General features: G+C 65.7%; 17 protein-coding genes. 12 read left to right on the forward strand and 5 right to left on the reverse strand.

All coding sequences use genetic code 11. The features are described 5' to 3' along the window. Window positions 1-4: 4 nt before the first annotated feature. Both F9Z44_RS08475 and F9Z44_RS08480 read right to left on the reverse strand, forming a co-directional pair. Window positions 5-1,795 carry a gamma-glutamyltransferase family protein gene (locus F9Z44_RS08475; RefSeq protein ID WP_201450029.1) on the reverse strand — a complete coding sequence of 597 codons (1,791 nt, stop codon included), beginning with the start codon at window positions 1,793-1,795 and terminating at the stop codon, window positions 5-7. 17 nt (window positions 1,796-1,812) lie between these two features. Next, on the reverse strand, window positions 1,813-2,571 hold the full coding sequence (locus tag F9Z44_RS08480) for a 3-hydroxyacyl-CoA dehydrogenase (protein WP_159605220.1): 759 nt from the start codon (window positions 2,569-2,571) through the stop codon (window positions 1,813-1,815). A 142-nt stretch (window positions 2,572-2,713) separates the two neighbouring features. Between F9Z44_RS08480 and ppk2 the strand changes: the two genes are divergently transcribed. Beyond that, the gene (gene ppk2, locus F9Z44_RS08485) at window positions 2,714-3,619 is read left to right on the forward strand and encodes a polyphosphate kinase 2 (protein ID WP_159605222.1); all 906 of its coding nucleotides are present in this window, start codon (window positions 2,714-2,716) and stop codon (window positions 3,617-3,619) included. 114 nt (window positions 3,620-3,733) lie between these two features. On the opposite strand, the gene F9Z44_RS08490 is transcribed toward ppk2, so the two are convergent. Then, on the reverse strand, window positions 3,734-4,789 hold the full coding sequence (locus F9Z44_RS08490; RefSeq protein ID WP_159605224.1) for an extracellular solute-binding protein: 1,056 nt from the start codon (window positions 4,787-4,789) through the stop codon (window positions 3,734-3,736). Between the two features lie 81 nt (window positions 4,790-4,870). Between F9Z44_RS08490 and F9Z44_RS08495 the strand changes: the two genes are divergently transcribed. After that, window positions 4,871-5,833: a patatin-like phospholipase family protein gene (locus tag F9Z44_RS08495; protein ID WP_159605226.1), complete on the forward strand. Its 963-nt coding sequence runs from the start codon at window positions 4,871-4,873 to the stop codon at window positions 5,831-5,833. 199 nt (window positions 5,834-6,032) lie between these two features. Here F9Z44_RS08495 and F9Z44_RS08500 read toward each other — a convergent pair whose 3' ends face one another. Further along, window positions 6,033-6,575, reverse strand: a complete 543-nt coding sequence (locus tag F9Z44_RS08500; RefSeq protein ID WP_159605228.1) for a phasin family protein — start codon at window positions 6,573-6,575, stop codon at window positions 6,033-6,035. A gap of 259 nt (window positions 6,576-6,834) precedes the next feature. On the opposite strand from F9Z44_RS08500, the gene F9Z44_RS08505 reads away from it, so the two are divergent. The 8 genes from F9Z44_RS08505 (at window position 6,835) to F9Z44_RS08540 (ending at window position 14,383) form a co-directional block, all read left to right on the forward strand. Next, entirely contained in the window at window positions 6,835-7,827 is a 993-nt protein-coding gene (locus F9Z44_RS08505; protein ID WP_159608637.1) for a histone deacetylase family protein, read from the forward strand. Further along, entirely contained in the window at window positions 7,824-8,273 is a 450-nt protein-coding gene (locus F9Z44_RS08510) for an acyl-CoA thioesterase (protein ID WP_159605230.1), read from the forward strand. The genes F9Z44_RS08505 and F9Z44_RS08510 overlap by 4 nt, the downstream gene beginning before the upstream one ends. After that, window positions 8,270-8,992, forward strand: a complete 723-nt coding sequence (locus F9Z44_RS08515) for a nitroreductase (protein WP_159605232.1) — start codon at window positions 8,270-8,272, stop codon at window positions 8,990-8,992. Before F9Z44_RS08510 ends, F9Z44_RS08515 begins: the two co-directional genes overlap by 4 nt. A gap of 42 nt (window positions 8,993-9,034) precedes the next feature. Next, the gene (locus F9Z44_RS08520; RefSeq protein ID WP_159605234.1) at window positions 9,035-9,382 is read left to right on the forward strand and encodes an FKBP-type peptidyl-prolyl cis-trans isomerase; all 348 of its coding nucleotides are present in this window, start codon (window positions 9,035-9,037) and stop codon (window positions 9,380-9,382) included. 23 nt (window positions 9,383-9,405) lie between these two features. Continuing rightward, complete coding sequence (locus F9Z44_RS08525; protein ID WP_159605236.1) at window positions 9,406-10,818, forward strand: sodium:proton antiporter; 1,413 nt, start codon at window positions 9,406-9,408, stop codon at window positions 10,816-10,818. Between the two features lie 18 nt (window positions 10,819-10,836). Next, entirely contained in the window at window positions 10,837-11,829 is a 993-nt protein-coding gene (locus F9Z44_RS08530; RefSeq protein WP_159605238.1) for a 2-hydroxyacid dehydrogenase, read from the forward strand. Then, window positions 11,829-13,205: a DNA recombination protein RmuC gene (gene rmuC / locus F9Z44_RS08535; protein ID WP_159605240.1), complete on the forward strand. Its 1,377-nt coding sequence runs from the start codon at window positions 11,829-11,831 to the stop codon at window positions 13,203-13,205. The genes F9Z44_RS08530 and rmuC overlap by 1 nt, the downstream gene beginning before the upstream one ends. Before the next feature lie 62 nt (window positions 13,206-13,267). Then, the gene (locus F9Z44_RS08540) at window positions 13,268-14,383 is read left to right on the forward strand and encodes an MFS transporter (RefSeq protein ID WP_236574337.1); all 1,116 of its coding nucleotides are present in this window, start codon (window positions 13,268-13,270) and stop codon (window positions 14,381-14,383) included. Between the two features lie 6 nt (window positions 14,384-14,389). On the opposite strand, the gene F9Z44_RS08545 is transcribed toward F9Z44_RS08540, so the two are convergent. Further along, the gene (locus F9Z44_RS08545) at window positions 14,390-15,058 is read right to left on the reverse strand and encodes a TetR family transcriptional regulator (RefSeq protein WP_159605244.1); all 669 of its coding nucleotides are present in this window, start codon (window positions 15,056-15,058) and stop codon (window positions 14,390-14,392) included. 152 nt (window positions 15,059-15,210) lie between these two features. Here F9Z44_RS08545 and F9Z44_RS08550 point away from each other — a divergent pair, with 152 nt between their 5' ends. Together F9Z44_RS08550 and F9Z44_RS08555 are read left to right on the forward strand one after the other, a co-directional pair. Then, window positions 15,211-16,476: an efflux RND transporter periplasmic adaptor subunit gene (locus F9Z44_RS08550; protein WP_159605246.1), complete on the forward strand. Its 1,266-nt coding sequence runs from the start codon at window positions 15,211-15,213 to the stop codon at window positions 16,474-16,476. Window positions 16,477-16,488: 12 nt separating this feature from the next. Further along, window positions 16,489-19,644: an efflux RND transporter permease subunit gene (locus F9Z44_RS08555; RefSeq protein ID WP_159605248.1), complete on the forward strand. Its 3,156-nt coding sequence runs from the start codon at window positions 16,489-16,491 to the stop codon at window positions 19,642-19,644. Window position 19,645 lies beyond the last annotated feature (1 nt).

Consider the following 19,645-nt stretch of genomic DNA (forward strand, 5'->3'; position numbering starts at 1 on the left):
GGGGTCAGTCGCCGGCGACGATGCCTTCGCGCCGGGGATCGGCGCCACCCAGCCACACACCGCGCCCGCGCACCAAGGCTTGCGCACCGCTGGTGAGTTCACCCTGCTGCACGGTGTGCCTGCGCTGCTGCAAAGCATTCACGGCGGTGGCCGGGAAGCGGCCTTGCTCCAGCACCAGCGGGCCGCCGAGCGTGCCGACGTTGGGCAGGTCCACGGCGGCCTGCGGCGACAGGCCCCACTGCAACACACCGTGCAACACCTTGGCCGTGTAGTGAATGATGAAAGCGCCGCCCGGGCTGCCGGTGCTCATGAGCAATTCGCCCGTGGCTTTGTCGAACACCAGCGTGGGTGACATCGACGAGCGCGGGCGCTTGCCGGGCTCCACCCGATTGGCCACTGCTTGCCCTTGTGCGTCGCGCGGCGCGAAGCTGAAGTCGGTGAGCTCGTTGTTGAGCAGAAAGCCACCAGGGCGAGATGGATCGGTGGTGACCATGAGCCGCGAGCCGAAGGCGGATTCGATGGTGGTGGTCATGGCCAGCGAGTTGCCGAAAGCGTCGACGATGCTGAGGTGGCTGGTGCCGTGTTCGGGCTGATCGGGCATGGGTGCCCAACTGCTGTGTGCGCCATCAGGCTCGCCGGCCGCCGCCGTGGGCATGCGTGTTTCTGTGATCAGGCGCGCGCGGTCGTCGAGGTAGCGCGCGTCCAGCAGGCTGGTCCAGCGTCTGGCCGGCGGCGCGACAAAGTCCGGGTCGGCCACGTACTGGGCGCGGTCGGCAAACGCCAGCCGCGAGGCCTCGTTGTAGCTGTGCAGCCAGTCGGCCGAGGGCAGCCCGTTGATCAACGGCGCTGCGGCTTGCGGCGTGCGCGAGAGCAAACCCAGAATCTGGCCGACGGCAATCGCGCCAGAACTTGGTGGCGGAAATCCGCAGATGCGCAACGCGCGCCCGGCAGCGCTGTGATCGTGGCACAGGGCAGCGCGTTCGCGTGGCTGGTAGCGCTGGAGATCATCCAGGCTCATTGCGCCGGGCAGCGTGGGGTGTTGGCGCACCTTGTTCACGATCGCGCGCGCGACCGGACCTTCGTGCAACGCGACGGGGCCGGTGGCCGCGATGTTGCGAAGCACCTGCGCCAGTTCGGGATTGCGCAGCACATGGCCCACCGGGTGGGGCTGACCGTCGGCGCGGTAGAAGTAGGCTGCGGCCACCGGGTCGGCCTTCAAGGCCGCATCGGCCACCAGCAGGGTGTGCAGGCGGGGGCTGATCGCAAAGCCCCGTTCGGCCAGCGTGATCGCTGGATCGAACAACCGAGCCCAGGACAGTTTGCCGTGTTGTCGGTGGGCCAGGGCCAGCATCATCACCGCGCCCGGCACACCCACCGAGCGTCCGCTGGCCACGGCCGTGGTGAAGGACAACGGTTCGCCTTGCTCGTTCAGAAAGAGCTTCTCGTCCACTGCCGCGGGAGCGGTTTCACGTCCGTCAAATGCCTGCAGCTTGCGACCGTCGTGGTGCAGCAGGAAAGCTCCGCCACCGATGCCGCTGGACTGTGGCTCCACCAGCGTGAGCACCATCTGCACCGCGATCGCTGCGTCGACCGCGCTGCCACCAGCGCGCAGGATCTGCGCGCCCGCTTCGGTGGCCAGCGGGTTGGCGGCGGCCACGGCCTGGCGTTGAAAGGTCCAGCCGGATTTGGCGTTGAAGCCCGATGCGGCTTCGGGCTGCTGGACCGAGGGAGGTGCCGTGCAAGCGCCCAGCAGCGCCAACCCCAGCGCGGCGAGCAGAGGCTTGCAAGCGTTCACGCTCGTACCTTCAGGACTCAGCGCGGTGCGAGGCGGATCGCGCCGTCGAGGCGAATGACTTCGCCATTGAGCATGTCGTTCTCGATGATGTGCTTGGCCAGCTTGGCGTAGTCGGCCGGTGTGCCCAGGCGGCTGGGGAATGGCACGCTGGCGGCCAGCGCGTCCTGCACCTCCTGCGGCATGCCGAACAACATGGGTGTGCCGAAAATGCCGGGGGCGATGGTCATGTTGCGGATGCCGTTGCGCGAAAGGTCGCGCGCGATGGGCAACGTCATGCCGACCACGCCGCCCTTGGAGGCCGCGTAGGCTGCCTGGCCGATCTGCCCGTCATAAGCCGCCACGCTGGCGGTACTGATCATCACGCCACGCTCGCCCGTGGACTCGGGTTCGTTCTTGCACATGGCATCCGCGGCCAGGCGGATCATGTTGAAGCTGCCGACCAGGTTGACCATGATGGTCTTGGTGTAGACGCCCAGGTTGTGCGGTCCGTTCTTGCCCACGGTTTTTTCGGCCGGCGCAATGCCCGCGCAGTTCACCAGGCCCATGAGCTTGCCCATGGAGGTGGCCTTGGCCACCACGGCCTGGCCGTCGGCCTCGTTGCTCACGTCGCACTTCACGAAGGCGCCACCGATCTCCTTGGCCACGGCCTCGCCTTTGTCAACTTGCATGTCGGCGATCACGACCATGCCTCCGTTGGCCGCCAGCATGCGTGCCGTGCCTTCGCCCAGGCCCGATGCGCCGCCGGTGACGATGAAAACCTTGCCTTGAATGTCCATGCTGTGCTCCTGTGTCGTTGAATGGTGGATTGACGTTGACGTAAACGTCAATCAGAGGGCGATTATGCGGCAGGCTGGCGTCATGAGATTGTCATTGGGCCGATCTAGTCTGAATGCCTTTTGCCACCAACGGAGTCCCCCCATGTTCGACAGCCAGGACGAGCTGCTGCGCCGCATCCATATTGACTTGATGGACGGCTACGACGAAGAGCTGGAGATGGAAATGGAGGACCGCGCCGACGAAACGCAGGTGGCCCAGGCGTCGGTTCAGCACAAGGAGGCGCGGCAGGCTTACTTTCGCGAGTTGTTCCGCCTGCAGGCCGAGTTGGTGAAGCTGCAGGACTGGGTGGTGGCCACCGGGCACAAGGTGGTGATCGTGTTCGAGGGGCGCGACGCAGCGGGCAAGGGCGGTGTGATCAAGCGCATCACCCAGCGCCTGAACCCGCGCGTGTGCCGCGTGGCCGCGCTGCCCGCGCCCAACGACCGCGAGCGAACGCAGTGGTATTTCCAGCGCTACGCGGCACACTTGCCGGCCGCGGGTGAGATGGTGCTGTTCGACCGCAGCTGGTACAACCGCGCCGGCGTGGAGCGTGTCATGGGGTTTTGCAGCGACGAACAGTACGAAGAGTTCTTCCGCTCGGTGCCCGAGTTCGAGAAGATGCTGGTGCGCTCGGGCATCCAGCTCATCAAGTACTGGTTTTCGATCTCCGACGAAGAGCAGCATCTGCGCTTCCTCGGTCGCATCCACGACCCGCTCAAGCAATGGAAACTCAGCCCCATGGATCTGGAGAGCCGTCGCCGCTGGGAGCTCTACACCAAGGCCAAGGAGGTCATGCTGGAACGCACCCACATCCCCGAATCACCCTGGTGGGTGGTGCAGGCCGATGACAAGAAAAAGGCGCGCCTGAACTGCATCCATCACCTGCTGGAGCAGATGCCGTATGGCGAGGTGGAGCGCCCCACCATCACGCTGCCCGAGCGCGTGCGCCACGAAGGCTACCGGCGCCATCAAGTCCCCGGTGAAATTCACGTGCCTCAGGTGTACTGAAAAGCACCCCCGCCGCGCCGCGCGCGACCCCCTCAAGGGGGCGATGCCTGTGGCCTGGCAAAGCCAGTTCCACGGCATCCTTGTTCAGAGCCACTCCACGTCGGAGGGGTGCACTTACTTGTAGCCCACGCGGTCCAGCATCTGCTGAACTTTCGTCATGTTCTTTGCCACCACGCCCAAGGGCACGGTCTCGGCTTTGAAGTTGTCACCACCCATGGCCTTGATGGCCGGGTTGGCAATCTTCAGGCCTTTGACGGCGGGGAATTCGTTGTTGCCGTTGGCAAAGTAGTCCTGCGCGAACGGGCTGGCCATGAACTCCATGAACTGCACGGCGTTGTCGCGGTTCTTGGCGTGTTTGGCCACGGCCGCACCGGCGATGTTCACGTGCGTGCCGGTGGTGGCCTGGTTGGGGAACACCACGCGCACCTTCTCCATCGTGGCGCGGTCTTCCGGTTTGTCCGACTTGATGAGGCGGGCAATGTAGTAGGTGTTGCTCAGCGCCACACCGCATTCGCCGGAGGCCACGGCCTTGATCTGGTCGGTGTCGCCACCTTTGGGAGCGCGGGCCATGTTGTCCACCACGCCTTTGAGCCAGGCCTCGCCCTTTTGATCACCCAGGCGTTCCACCACGGTGGCGAACAGCGAGAGGTTGTATGGATGCGAACCCGAGCGCGTGCAGACCAGGCCCTTGAGCTTGGGGTCGGCGAGTTGTTCGTAGGTCGCCACGTCGGCGGCTTTCACGCGCATCGGGTCGTAAACGATCACGCGGGCGCGGGTGGAGAACCCAGTCCAGGTCACGCCGCCTTCGCCCGGGGTGGCTCGCAGGTTGGCGGGGATGGATGCATCGAGCTTGGCGGACTTGATCGGCTGAAACAGGCCCTGGCTGTCGGCCGAGGCCATGCGCGCGGCGTCGACCAGCAGGATCACATCGGCTGGGGAGGCCGCACCTTCGGCACGCAGGCGAGCGACGATGCCGGCGTCGTCGGCATCCACGCGGTTGATCTTGATGCCGGTGGTTTTGGTGAAGGTGTCGTACATCACTTCGTCGGTCTGGTAGTGGCGTGCCGAGTAGAGATTGAGCACCTTGTCCTGCGCCAGCGCCTGACCTTGCAGGCCAAGCGTGGCGGCCACAGCGGCCAGGGCAATCGAGAGTTTGCGGAACGGGGTCATGGAGGTCCTCGGGAGTTGAAATGAAGGAAACAAGGGTGTTCGCTCGGCTTCGCCCGCAGGGCTTGCCCGATAATGTGAACGATGCTAACACTAACGCGAATTGTTCTCAATAAGTATTGCAAGGCCTGGGGCCTTGTGCTGGGCCTGGCCTTCCTCTCGGCTTGCTCCACGGTGCAAGGGCCCGTGGCGGCACCGCCTGTGCCACAGCCGCACATTCAGGAACCCGTTGTGGCCCCGGCGATGCGGGCGCCCCGGCTGGGCCTGGCGCTGGGCGGAGGGGCGGCGCGCGGTTTCGCTCATGTGGGCGTGATCCAGGTTCTGGAAGAAAACGGCATCCGACCCGATTTGTTGACCGGCACCTCGGCCGGCAGCCTGGTGGCCGCGTTGTACGCCAGTGGCAAGACCCCCACCGAGTTGGAGCGGGTGGCCATGAGCATGGACGAGGTGACCCTGACCGACTGGGCTTTGCCGATCCTGGGGCGCGGACTGTTGCGTGGCGACGCGCTGGCGCGTTATGTGAGCCAGGCGGTGGACGGCCGCGTGATCGAAAAGTTGGCGCTTCCCCTGGGCGTGCTGGCCACCGACCTGGGCACCGGGCAGGGCGTGTTGTTCCGCAGGGGTGACGTGGCGCAAGCCGTGCGGGCGTCCAGCGCGGTGCCTGGCCTGTTCGCGCCGGTGGCCATTGCCGGGCGCGACTATGTGGACGGTGGCCTGGTGGCACCCGTGCCCGTGCAGCAGGCGCGGGACATGGGGGCCGAGGTGGTGCTGGCGGTGGACATCTCCAGCGCACCCGAAGGCAATCTGGCGGTGGGCAATATCCGCGTGCTGCTGCAGACTTTCGCGATCATGGGCCAGAGCATCAACCGCCACGAACTGGCCACCGCCGACGTTGTGGTGCGTCCAGCGCTGGCGGGCGTGGGCAGCGCCGACTTCGCCTCGCGCAAACGCTCGATCGACGCGGGCAGGGCGGCGATGCTGGCGGCACTGCCGCAACTCAAGGCCCAGCTGGCCCGCTTGAAACCGGTGAACGGCGTGCGACCATAAAAAAAGCCCCTGTCTTGCGACAAGGGCTCAAGGGGTCCGATGAAACCGGATTTCGAAAAGGACCCGAGGAGACAACCAGAAGAACGGGTTTGATCTGAAACCTGTTCCCGTGAGAGTCAGGCAGATCGTGCAGTGATGCTAGTTTGCGCGCTGGGCGAAGCGTCCAGTCGGGCGATCAGCGGCACGATCAACCGCTTGTTCAGCGCTTTTTGGCAACCGACTTCGAAGCGTTGACGGCGGAGGTCGTCACGGTGTTGAAGTTGGCTTCGGCCATTTCGGTGGCTTGCTTGACAGCCTTCTGCACCGATTCCATGGCGTTGTTGGCGGCGGAGACGGCGCTCTTCATCACGGCCACGGCGGTTTCGGAACCGGCAGGTGCGTTCTTGGAAGCGTTGTCGACGACGGCCATGAATTTCTTCTGGGTGTCGCTGGCCTGGGCTTCAGCGGCTTTGCCGAATTCGGCGGTCGTGCCTTGAGCGATGTCGTACAGGTGGCGGCTGTAGGCCACGGTCTTCTCGGCCAGGGGCTGCATCAGGCTGGCTTGCAGGGTCAGCAGTTCCTGAGCATCTTTGACGCTGAGGAGGGCCTGGGTGCTGTTGGCGGATTCGGACAGGGCGGCCTTGGTGGCTTGAACATTGAGTTCAACCAGCTTTTCCACGCCTTCAAAGGCTTTCTGGGTCAGACCAAAAATGGTCTCGATGTTGGCTTTCTGGGCGGCAATCAATTGTTCGGCGGTCAGCATATTCGTACTCCTAAACTTGGGTAAAACAGGGTTTAGTTGAGGGCTGCTGGGAACATCGCGCTGTGTCTGGACGCTTTTGCTTTTTGTTCACATTGCTGCACTGCAACATAACCGCGATTATAGGGATAACCCTCAACAGCGCAAGCGATTTTTGCTGCGTTGCACCATTCTAGGTGCCATGGCCTAAAAGTCGCACGCGCCCAACGAATTCCCGACGAAGACACAATCCCAGACTCCGCCCTCCACCGTGCGCACCGCCTTGCAAGCTTTCTACGCCGACCACTTCGTTCTGCCGCTGCCGGCAGGGCACCGTTTTCCAATGGCCAAGTACGCCCGGCTGCGTGAGCGCCTGGCCCGGGAGTTGCCGCAGGTGGAGTTGCTCGAAGCCTGGCCAGCCAGCGACGGCGAGCTGGCGCTGGTGCACACCCCCACCTATATAGAAGCCGTGCACACCGGCACCCTGCCGCCCGCTGCCCAGCGGGAGATCGGTTTCCCGTGGAGCCCTGCCATGGCCGAACGCGCTCGTCGCTCGGTGGGCGCCACGGTGCAGGCGTGTCGCCGCGCCATGGGTGGAGGTGGCCTGGCTGCCAATTTGGCCGGTGGCACCCACCACGCCTACCCGGACAAAGGCAGCGGCTTCTGTGTCTTCAACGACGCTGCCGTGGCGGCCCGGCTGATGCAGGCCGAGCACGCCCGCGCCCACCGTGCGCGCGGCATGTTGCGCGTGGTCATCGTCGATCTCGATGTTCACCAGGGCAACGGCACGGCGCGCATCTTTGCCCATGACGATTCCGTGTTCACGCTGTCGCTGCACGGCGCCAGGAACTTCCCGTTTCGCAAGGAGCCGAGCGACCTCGACGTGGAGCTGCCCGATGGCTGCGGCGATGCCGAGTACCTTGAGGCCCTGGAGCGGGCGCTGGAGGAAATGGAGCGCCGCTTCGAGCCTGGGCTGGTGATCTACCTGGCTGGCGCCGATCCGCACGAAGGGGACCGGCTCGGCCGCCTGAAGCTCACCTTTGACGGCATGGAGGCGCGCGACCGGCGCGTGATGGACTGGGCCTGGACCCGTCGCCTGCCGCTGGCCTTCGTGATGGCCGGGGGCTATGGCACCGACATGGACGCCACCGTGCAGGTGCAGATGAACACCTACCGCACGGCGGTGGAGTACCACGGGCGCTGGCGAGCGTCCGCCTCCACGGCGACGGCTGCGACAGCGTCGGGCGCCACGCGCTGGCACAATTCCGCGCCATGAGCAGTCCAGCGCCGGTCGCACGCCCCACACCTTTGACCCGCAGCGATTACCGTGTGCTGCGTCCGATCACCACCCGCTGGGCCGACAACGATGTGTATGGCCACGTGAACAACGTGGTGTACTACAGCTGGTTCGACACCGTGGTCAATGCCCACCTGATCGAGCAGGGCGCGCTCGACATCCACCACGGGCCCGTGATCGGGCTGGTGATCGAAACCCAGTGCAACTACTTTGCGCCGCTGGCCTTTCCACAAACCGTGTGGGCCGGTCTGCGTGTGGCGCACCTGGGCAAGTCCAGCGTGCGCTACGAGGTGGGCCTGTTTGCCGATGGTGAAGACCTGGCGGCGGCATGCGGTCACTTCGTGCATGTCTACGTCGACCGCACGACCCGCCGACCTGTGCCCTTGCCCCCCGCTTTGAAGACAACCCTGGAGACATTGCTATGAGCCACAACCCCACCGCGCCCGTGATCGACGCCGTCAGTGTCGATGCCGCGATCACCAGCCGCATGTCGGCGCGCGCCTTCCTGGCGCAGCCGGTGCCGCGCGCCACCATCGAGCACCTGCTGCAGATTGCCAGCCGCGCTCCGTCGGGCACCAACACGCAGCCCTGGAAGGTTTATGTGCTGCAGGGTCAGAGCCGCAACACGCTGGTGGACAAGGTCTGTGCCGCCCATGACGCGCTGCGGGCCGACCCGGCGCTGGCCTCGGAATACCGTGAGGAATACGACTACTACCCCGAAAAATGGGTCAGCCCGTACATCGACCGTCGGCGTGAAAACGGCTGGAGCCTCTATGGCTTGCTCGGCATCACCAAGGGCGACAAGGACAAGATGCACGCGCAGCACCAGCGCAACTACCGGTTTTTCGATGCGCCCGTGGGCCTGATGTTCACGCTGGACCGCGTCATGGGCCGTGGCTCGCTGGTGGACTACGGCATGTTCCTCCAGAACATCATGGTTGCCGCGCGCGGTCATGGCCTGCACACCTGTCCGCAGGCCGCGTGGAACGGATTTGCCAAGATCATCCTGCCCCACATCGGCGCGGGTGATAGCGAAATGCTGGTCTGCGGCATGGCCCTGGGCTACGCCGACCCGTCCGACAAGGTCAATGGGTTTCACACGCCGCGCGAGCCGGTCGAGACGTTCACGACCTGGCTGGAATAATCGCGCCTCTTTTCCCTTTTCTTTTCAATCTCAGGAGACACCATGATCACCACCCCCAGCGGCCTGCAATACGAAGACACCGTGGTCGGCAATGGCGAGGTCGCCAAGGCCGGCCGTCCCGTGCAGGTGCATTACACCGGCTGGCTGTTCAACGACGGCGTGCAGGGTTCCAAGTTCGACTCGAGCAAGGATCGCGGCCAACCGTTCGAGTTTCCGCTGGGCGCGGGTCATGTCATCAAAGGTTGGGACGAGGGCGTGCAGGGCATGGCCGTGGGCGGCACGCGCCGCCTGGTGATTCCGGCCGCGCTGGGCTACGGCGCACGCGGTGCGGGTGGGGTGATTCCACCCAACGCCACACTGCTGTTCGAAGTGGACCTGCTCGCGGTCTGAGCGTTCCCAACAGAGCGAATCCCATGAACAAGAAAGGCGCGCAGGCGCTGGCCCTGGCCGGCGCGCTGTTACCCGGTCTTGCGCGCGCGGCCGAACTCGATGGTGCACAGCTGTCGGTGTTGTGGGGCGTGCCGTTTGCCGGCGTGCTCCTGTCCATCGCACTCATGCCTTTGGTGGCCCCCATCTTCTGGCACCACCACTTTGGCAAGGTGGCGGCGGCCTGGGGCCTGGCCTTCCTGGTCCCGTTTGCGTTGACCTTTGGTTCCGTCGCGGCAGGTGTGGCGGTGGTGCACGCGGCGTTTGCCGAGTACATACCGTTCATCATCCTGCTCACCGCGCTGTTCACCGTGGCTGGCGGTATCTTCGTGCGCGGCAACCTGCACGGCAGCCCGGTGCTCAACACCGGCTTGCTGGCCATTGGCGCGGTGCTGGCGAGCTTCATGGGCACCACCGGTGCGTCGATGCTGCTGATCCGCCCGCTCATCCGTGCCAACGACAACCGCAAACACCAGGCCCATGTGGTGGTGTTCTTCATCTTCATCGTCTCCAACGCGGGTGGTGCACTCACGCCGCTGGGCGATCCGCCGCTGTTCCTGGGCTTCCTGAAAGGCGTGGATTTTTTCTGGACCGTGAGCCACCTCTGGGGCCACACGCTGTTCCTCATCGGTGCGCTGCTCGCGATGTTCTATGCCATCGACTGGTGGTATTACCACCGCCGCGAAGAGATTCGCCCGGTGGACCCCACACCCGATACGCAGCGCGTGGGATTTGACGGCGCGGTCAACTTTGCGTTGCTGGGCGCGGTGGTTGTGCTGGTGCTGCTGAGTGGTTTGTGGAAGTCGTCGGTGGTGTTCAACATCGCGGGTACCGACGTCGGCCTGCCCGGCATCGTGCGCGACGTTGGCCTCATCATCGTCACGCTCGTCTCGCTCCGGATCACGCCGTCCAGCGCGCACGAGGGCAACCAGTTCGGCTGGGGTCCGATGCTCGAAGTGGCCAAGCTGTTTGCCGCGATCTTCCTCACCATCATTCCAGTGATTGCCATGCTCAAGGCGGGTGTGGACGGACCGTTTGGTGCGGTGGTGAAGGCGGTGACGAACGCCGACGGCACGCCCAACCCGGCCATGTATTTCTGGGCCACGGGTGCGCTGAGCTCGTTCCTGGACAACGCGCCGACCTACCTGGTGTTCTTCAACACCGCCGGGGGAGACCCGCAGATGTTGATGAATGCCCTGGCCCCCACGCTGGTGGCCATCTCGGCCGGCGCGGTGTTCATGGGCGCCAACACCTACATCGGCAACGCGCCCAACCTCATGGTCAAGGCGATCGCCGAAGACCGTGGCGTGAAGATGCCGAGCTTCTTTGGTTACATGGCCTGGTCGTTCGGCATCCTGGTGCCGCTGTTCGCCCTCATGACCTGGTTCTGGTTCACCTGATTTTCTGGAGACATACACATGACAAAGCCATCCATCCTCGTCAGCCGCAAGATCTTCCCCGATGTCGTTGACCACTTGCGCCAGCATTTCGACGTGGACACCAACGACACCGACAGCGTGCTGACTCCCGCCGAGCTGATCGCACGCCTGCAGGGCAAGGTGGGTGCGCTCACCACCGGCAGCGAGCGCATCGATGGCGCGGTGGCTGCGGCCTGCCCGCAGCTTCGCGTGGTGGCCAACATCGCCGTGGGTTACAACAACTTCGACGTGCCCGCCCTGAGCGCGGCCGGCGTGCTGGCCACCAACACGCCCGACGTGTTGACCGAGACCACCGCTGACTTCGGCTTTGCGCTGCTCATGGCCACGGCCCGGCGCCTGACCGAGAGCGAGCATTTCCTGCGCGCAGGGCAGTGGAACCGTTGGGCACTCGACATGTTCGCGGGCGCCGAGGTGAACGGCACCACGCTGGGCATCCTGGGCATGGGCCGCATCGGCCAGGCGATTGCGCGCCGTGGCGCCCACGGCTTCGGCATGAATGTGATCTACCACAACCGCTCGCGACTCGACGCCGCCACAGAGGCCGAATGCAAGGCCAGTTATGTGGACAAGGCCACGCTGCTCAAGACGGCCGACCACCTGATCCTCGTGCTGCCTTACAGCCCGGAAAACCACCACACCATCGGCGCGGCCGAGATCGCGCAGATGAAGCCCACCGCCACGCTGGTCAACATCGCGCGCGGCGGCATCGTGGACGACGCCGCCCTCGCACTGGCCCTGCGCAATCGGGTGATTGCCGCCGCCGGTCTCGATGTGTTCGAGGGTGAGCCCAAGGTGCATCCCGATCTGTTGACCGTGCCCAACGTGGTGCTCACGCCGCACATCGCCAGCGCCACGCTCAAGACGCGCCGTGCCATGGCCCAGCTGGCCGCCGACAACGTGATTGCCTACCTCACCCAAGGCAAGCCGCTGACCCCCATCAACGCCGAGATCATTGGCAAGGCCGCGCGCTGATGGCCGACTCCGCGCTGCTCATCGCGCTGCTGGTGCTCGCCGCCATCGGCGTGCTGATGCAGATACTGCTCTGGCTGCGCAAGCCGGTGGCGGACGCGGGCGAACTGGCCCACCGCCAGACCTTGCTGGCCCAACTGCAGCAGACAACGCAGCGCGTGGAGCGCATCGAAGGAGAGCTGCGCCGCGAGATGGCCGAGGGTTCGCGCACGGCGCGCCAGGAACTGCAGCAGACCCTGGCCACGTTTCAGGAAGCCCTCACCAGCCAGGGGGCCGAGGCCACGCGCACGCAGAACGCGCAGATCGATGCCTTTGCGCAGCAGCTGGTGCAATTGCGCGGCACGCTGGGCGACACGCTCACGCGCCAGCTGCAAGACCTGAGCGAGGCCAACTCGCGCCGCCTGGCCGAGGTGCGCGCGACGTTGGAGGCGCAGCTGATGCAGCTGCAACAGGGCAATGCCGCCAAGCTCGACGAGATGCGCGCCACCGTCGACGAAAAACTGCAGAGCACGTTGCAGGCGCGCCTGGGCGAGAGCTTCAAGCAGGTGGCCGACCGGCTGGAGCAGGTGCACAAGGGCCTGGGCGAGATGCAGACGCTGGCCCAAGGCGTGGGCGATTTGAAGCACTTGCTGACCAACGTGAAGACGCGCGGCATGTTTGGTGAAGCGCAGCTCGCAGCCTTGCTGGAACAGGTGTTTGCGCCAGACCAGTACGCCACGCAGGTCATGACCAAACCGGGCAGCCGGTTCACGGTCGACTTTGCCATCAAGCTGCCGGGCCGCAGCGACGACGGTGTGCCCTGCTGGCTGCCGATCGACGCGAAGTTTCCCAACGAGGACTACGAGCGCCTGCTTGACGCGCAGCAGCGCGCCGACGCCGAGGGGGCTGAGGTCGCGGCGCGCGGCCTGGAGCAGCGCATCAAGCTGGAGGCCAAGTCCATGGCCGACAAGTACCTGCAGCCACCGCACACCACCGACTTCGCGATCCTGTTTCTGCCCACCGAAGGCCTCTACGCCGAGGTGCTGCGCAGGCCTGGCCTCATGGAGGTGTTGCAGCGCGAGTACCGCGTCACACTCGCTGGCCCAACCACGCTGATGGCCATGCTCAACTCGCTGCAGATGGGCTTTCGCACGCTGGCGCTGGAGAAGCGCTCCAGCGAGGTCTGGCAGGTGCTGGGGGCGGTCAAGACCGAGTTCGGCAAGTTCGGCGACGTGCTGGCGCGTGTGAAGAGCCAGACCCAGACCGTGCTCAACACGCTGGACAGCGCCGAGACGCGCAGCCGCGCCATGGGCCGCGCTCTCAAGGCGGTGGAGGCACTGCCGCAAGACCAGGCCAGCGCGCTCTTGCCGCTGGACCCCAACGACACCGGGGACGCTTGAACCCCACGCTTCGGTCCGATCTGGCGCGGCTGATCGCGGCGCAGATCTGCCTTCATGCCTGTATGACCGGCTTTCGCATGGCCGCGCCACTCATGGCGCTGCGCGAGGGCTACAGCCCGGCTGCCGTGGGCATGCTGCTGGCCTTGTTCGCGCTGGCACCGGTCTTCATGGCCTTGCCGGCCGGGCGCTACGCCGATCGGCGTGGGCTCAGGAAGCCCGTGGCCATGGCGGTGGGCGTCGCGTCGGCCGGTGCGGCGTTGTCGGTGGCCTTCCCGGTGTTTGGCGTGTTGTGCCTCACCGCGCTCACCTGCGGAGCGGCCACCGGCCTGGCCATGATCTCGCTGCAGCGCCATGTGGGGCGCTTGGCGAATGGCGCCACCGAACTCCGCCAGGTGTTCAGCTGGATGGCCATCGGCCCGTCCATCTCCAATTTCCTGGGTCCGTTTGCCGCGGGCGTGATGATCGACAGCTTCGGCTTTCGCGCGGCCTTCCTGCTGCTGGCGTTGCTGCCTTCGCTGGCCTGGATCTGGGTGCGCCACACGGTCGAGCACGAGCCGGTGGCACCCGAGCTGCGACAGTCCAGCGGCTCCTCGTGGAACCTGCTCAAGGACGCGGGCTTTCGCAAGCTGATGCTCATCAACTGGATGCTGTCGTCGTGCTGGGATGTGCACACCTTTCTGGTGCCGGTGCTCGGCCACGAACGCGGCCTGAGCGCCACGGTGATCGGGTCCATCCTCGGCGCCTTCGCGCTGGCCGCCACCGCCATCCGCGTGCTCATGCCCTGGCTGGCCGCGCGGCTGCGCGAGTCGGTGGTGATTGGCACTGCGATGGGCGCCACCGCGCTGCTGTTCGGTGTCTACCCGCTGGCGCAAGGCGCCTGGGCCATGGCGGCGCTGTCGATCCTGCTGGGCCTGGCGTTGGGCTCGGTGCAGCCCATGATCATGAGCACGCTGCATCAGATGACGCCACACCACCGCCACGGTGAGGCGCTGGGCCTGCGCGCCATGGCCATCAACGGATCGAGCGTGGTGATGCCGCTGCTGTTCGGCTCCGTGGGTGCGCTGGTGGGCGTGGGCGCGGTGTTCTGGATCGTGGGCGCGGTGGTGGGCGCGGGCTCGCCTCTGGCGTGGACCTTGCGCACGCCGGCGGGAGAGCCGCCACAGCGAGAGCCGGACTGAAGGCGTTCAGTCCGCGTGGGCGAGCGGCATGGCGGCCGATCGGGTGGTGGTCAGGTCGAAGCCCAGGCCCGCGAGGAAGGTGTCCACCGAGTGGCGCCCGCTCTCTTCAAGGTCGAACGCGCCGGGGTCCAGCAGCCAGTTCTGGATGAGGCCATCCAGAATCACATGCAGGCCGAGTGCCGCGGTGGGCAGCGGCATGGCCAGCCGGATGTCTTCGCGGCGCACCGCTTCGCGCAGGGCTTGCTCGGTCATGGCCACACATTGGTTGCGCACCCTCAGGTGGCGGTCGCGCACCGCCTGCATTTCGGTCACGTACTCCACCTTGTGTGTGGCCACCTCGAACACACGGCGGGTCTGTTCGTCGGTGGCGGTCTGCCGCAGCGCATTCATCATCGAGTCGCGCAGCGCGAGCAGGGGGTCGGCGGCGGTTTCAATCAGGCGGGCCGTGCAGGCCAGCGTGCCTTCCAGCGGCATGGTCACGCGTTCCATCATGGCGTTGAAGAGGTCGGCCTTGTCCTTGAAGTGCCAGTAGATCGCACCCCGCGTGGTGCCCGCGGCGGTGGCGATGTCGTTGAGCGATGTGCGTGAAACGCCATTGGCCTGAAACAAATGCTCGGCAGCATCCAGCAGGGTGTTGCGTGTCACCAGCGCATCGGCTTTGGTGCGTCGAACCATGGTTTGTGTCTCCAGAACGGAATCCCTTGGGCATGCGTAGGACTATACATACATTCTTGTATGTATGTATACTCCGCCGTTTTGCAATGGAGCATCCGGCCAGGGTATTCCCTGCTTTTGTGCCTCACCCATCTTCAATCCCAAGGACTCCCATGCCCGCCTTGAGCCCCTTCAAGTTCGCGCCCGTTTCGCGCACCCGGTTTGCTTCACTGCCCTCGACGCACCTGCTGCGAGGCCTTTCTGTGGTGGCGCTTGCTGTGGTGCTGAGCGCCTGCGGCAAACCCGCAGCGCCCGCGGCAGCAGGAGGCGGCATGCCGGCACCCGAGGTCGGCGTGATCACGGTGGCCCCGGGTGATGTGGGCCTGTTGACCGAGTTGCCGGGTCGCCTGGAGGCCTCGCGCGTGGCCCAGGTGCGGGCGCGCGCGGCGGGCATCCTGCAGGAGCGGCTGTTCCGCGAAGGCAGCGACGTGAAGGCGGGCCAGCCGCTGTTCCGCATCGACGCTTCCCCTTATGCGGCGGCACTGCAAAGCGCCCAGGCAGGTCTGGCCCGCTCAACGGCCAACCTCACGCAGGCCACCGCGCTGGCCGAACGCTATGCGCCGCTGGTGAAGGAAAACGCCATCAGCCAGCAGGAGTACGCCAGCGCCGTGGCAGCCCAGAAGCAGGCCGAGGCCGACGTGGCCGCGGGCAAGGCAGCGGTGCAGACCGCCAACATCAACCTGGGCTACGCGAGCGTGACCGCTCCCATCTCCGGGCGCATCGGTCGCGCGCTGGTGACCGAGGGAGCCCTGGTTGGACAAGGCGAGGCCACGCAGCTGGCGGTGGTCCAGCAGATCAATCCGATGTATGTGAACTTCACCCAGTCTGCCGCCGAGGTTTACAAGCTGCGCAAGGCCATGGACAGTGGCCAGCTCAAGGGCGCTGGCGCGCAAGCCGCCGCCGTGCAGGTGGTGATGGAAGACGGCAGCGTCTATGAGCAGCCTGGACGTCTGTTGTTTGCCGACCTGACCGTGGACAGCACCACCGGCCAGGTGACCCTGCGCGCCGAGGTGCCCAACCCCAAGGGCGCTCTGCTGCCCGGCCTTTACGTGCGCGTGCGCCTGGAACAGGCCACGGCGGGCAATGCGATCACGCTGCCGCAACAGGCGGTGACGCGCTCGGCCCAGGGCGACACTGTCTCTGTGGTGGGCACCGACGGCAAGATCACGTCGCGCAACATCAAGGTCGGCGGCCAGCAGAACGGTCGTTGGGTGGTCCTCGACGGCCTGAAGGCCGGTGAGCAAGTCATGGTCGACGGCTTCCAGAAGCTGCAGATGATGCCGCCGGGCACCGCCGTGAAGGCCGTGCCGTGGCAGGCGCCCGGCAGTGCACCGGCCGCGCCAGCTGCGGCTGCGCCCGCGCCTGCGGCTGCGAAGTAAGGAGCGCCCGACATGGCGAAATTCTTCATTGACCGGCCCATCTTCGCGTGGGTGATCGCGCTCTTCATCATGGTGATGGGCGGCGTGTCCATCACGCAGTTGCCCATCGCGCAGTACCCCCCCGTGGCCCCGCCGGCCATCATCATCAACGCCACCTACCCCGGTGCCTCGGCCGCCACGCTGGAGAACAGCGTGTTGTCGGTGATCGAGCAGGAGATGAACGGCTCGCCCGGCCTGATCTATATGGAGTCGGTGGCGCAGGCCAACGGCACTGGCAGCATCACGCTGAGTTTTCAGACCGGCACCAACGCCGACCTGGCGCAGGTGGACGTGCAGAACCGTCTGTCTCGCGCCTCGCCGCGCCTGCCTTCTGCGGTGACGCAGCAGGGTGTGCGCGTCGACAAGTCGCGCAGCAACTTCCTGCTGTTCGCCATCCTCTCCAGCGACGACCCGGCCTGGGACCCGGTGGCGCTGGGCGACTACGCCTCGCGCAGCGTGGTGCCCGAGCTGCAACGCCTGCCCGGTGTGGGCCAGGCGCAGCTGTTCGGCACCGAGCGCGCCATGCGCATCTGGATCGACCCGGCCAAGCTGCTGGGCTACAACCTCAGCGCGGCCGACGTCACGAATGCAATTCGTGCACAGAACGCTCAGGTCTCGGCCGGTGAAATCGGGGCCTTGCCCAACGTGGGCGGCCAGAGCATCGCGGCCACCGTGGTGGTCAACGGGCAGCTCGCCAGCGTCGAGCAGTTCGGCAACGTGGTGCTGCGCGCCAGTGCCGATGGCGCCACCGTGCGCCTTAAAGATGTGGCCCGCATCGAACTCGGTGCGCAGGCCTACGCCACCTCGGCGCGCCTGAACGGCAAGCCTTCCACCGGCATCGGTGTGCAGCTCTCGCCCAGCGGCAATGCGCTGGCCACGGCCAATGCGGTGCGCGCGAAGATGCAGGAGCTCGAGCGCTTCTTCCCCAAGGGCATGACCTGGTCGATTCCTTACGACAGCTCGCGCTTCGTGAAGATCTCCATCGAACAGGTGGCGGTCACCCTGGGTGAGGCCATGCTGCTGGTGTTCCTGGTGATGTTCCTGTTCCTGCAGAACATCCGCTACACGATCATTCCCACCATCGTGGTGCCGGTGGCGCTGCTGGGCACGTTTGCCGTGTTGCTGGCCATGGGCTTCTCCATCAACGTGCTGACCATGTTCGGCATGGTGCTGGTGATCGGCATCGTGGTGGACGACGCCATCGTCGTGGTGGAAAACGTCGAGCGCATCATGAGCGAAGAAGGCTTGCCCCCACTGGAGGCCACGCGCAAGGCCATGACGCAGATCTCGGGCGCCATCATCGGCGTGACGGTGGTCCTGATCTCGGTGTTCGTGCCGCTGGCTTTCTTTGCCGGGTCGGTGGGCAACATCTACCGCCAGTTCTCCGCCGTCATGGGCGTGTCCATCGCGTTCTCGGCGTTTCTTGCGCTCTCGCTCACACCTGCGCTGTGCGCCACGCTGCTCAAGCCGGTGGAAGCCGGTCACCACCACGAGAAGAAAGGATTCTTCGGCTGGTTCAACCGCGGCTTTGCGCGCACCGCCAAGGGCTACGAAGGTGGCGTGGCCAGGCTGCTGCCGCGCGCCGGCCGCACCCTGGTGATCTACCTGGCCATCGTCGCCGCGGCGGTGGTGGTCTACATGCGCCTGCCCACTTCTTTCCTGCCTGGTGAAGACCAGGGCACCATGCTGGTGAACGTGCAGTTGCCGCCAGGCGCCACACAGGAGCGCACGCTGGAGGTGATGAAGCAGGTGGAAGGCTTCATCCTCAAGCAGCCCGAAGTGCAGAGCATGGTCGGTGTGCTGGGCTTCAGCTTCTCGGGCCAGGGCCAGAACGCCGCGCTCGCCTTCATCACGCTCAAGGACTGGGCCGAGCGCACGGCGCCCGGCAGTTCGGCCGAGGCCGTGGCGGGTCGGGCGTTCGGCGCGCTCTCGGGCGTGCGCGACGCATTCATCTTCCCGTTGAGCCCACCCCCCATTCCCGAGCTGGGCGCGTCGTCCGGTTTCAGCTTCCGTTTGCAGGACCGTGGTGGCCTGGGTCGAGACGCCCTGCTGTCCGCGCGCAACCAGTTGCTCGGCCTGGCCTCACAAAGCAAGGTGATCACCCAGGTGCGCCCCGACGGCCTGGAAGATGCACCGCAACTGCAGATCGACATCGACCGCGACAAGGCCAATGCCCTGGGCGTAGGATTTGATGCGATCAACACCGCCATCGGGACCGCGCTGGGTTCGACGTACGTGAACGACTTCCCCAACGCCGGGCGCTTGCAGCGCGTGGTGGTGCAGGCCGATGCACCCGCGCGCATGCAGCCCGAGGATCTGTTGCGCTTGAACGTGGTGAACAGCAAGGCGCAGGCCGTGCCGTTGTCGGCGTTCGCCACCACCAAGTGGATCACCGGCCCGATGCAGACCGTGCGCTACAACGGCTACCCGTCCATGCGCATCAGTGGCAGCGCAGCGCCCGGCGCCAGCACGGGGGCGGCCATCGCCGAGATGGAGCGGCTCGCCGCCCAGTTGCCACAAGGCATCGGCTACGAGTGGACCGGCCAGACGCGCGAGGAAAAGCTCGCCGGCTCGCAGGCCATCATCCTCTATGCATTCGCCATCCTGGCCGTGTTCCTGTGCCTGGCCGCGCTGTACGAGAGCTGGACGATTCCGTTGTCGGTGATTCTGGTGGTGCCGCTGGGGGTGGTGGGTGTGCTGCTCGCAACCTTGCTGCGGGGGTACTCCAACGACGTGTACTTCCAGGTGGGGCTGATCACCATCATCGGTCTGTCTGCGAAGAACGCCATCCTGATCATCGAATTCGCCAAGGACCTGCAGGCGCAGGGCAAGGGCGTGATCGAGTCGGCGCTGGCCGCGGCCCACCTGCGGTTCCGCCCCATTGTCATGACTTCGCTGGCGTTCACGCTGGGTGTGTTGCCGCTGGCCATTGCGTCCGGCGCTGGCTCGGCCAGCCAGCGCGCCATCGGTACCGGCGTGATCGGCGGCATGCTCACCGGCACCGTGCTGGCGGTCGTGTTTGTGCCGATCTTTTTTGTGGTGGTGCGCACCTTGTTCAAAGGTAGCGAACGTCAGCACCGACGAGACGCCGAGCAGGCGCAACAACACGGAGTGCACAAAGATGCGTAAG

The organism is Hydrogenophaga sp. PBL-H3, assembly GCF_010104355.1.
Classification (GTDB): Bacteria; Pseudomonadota; Gammaproteobacteria; order Burkholderiales; family Burkholderiaceae_C; genus Hydrogenophaga.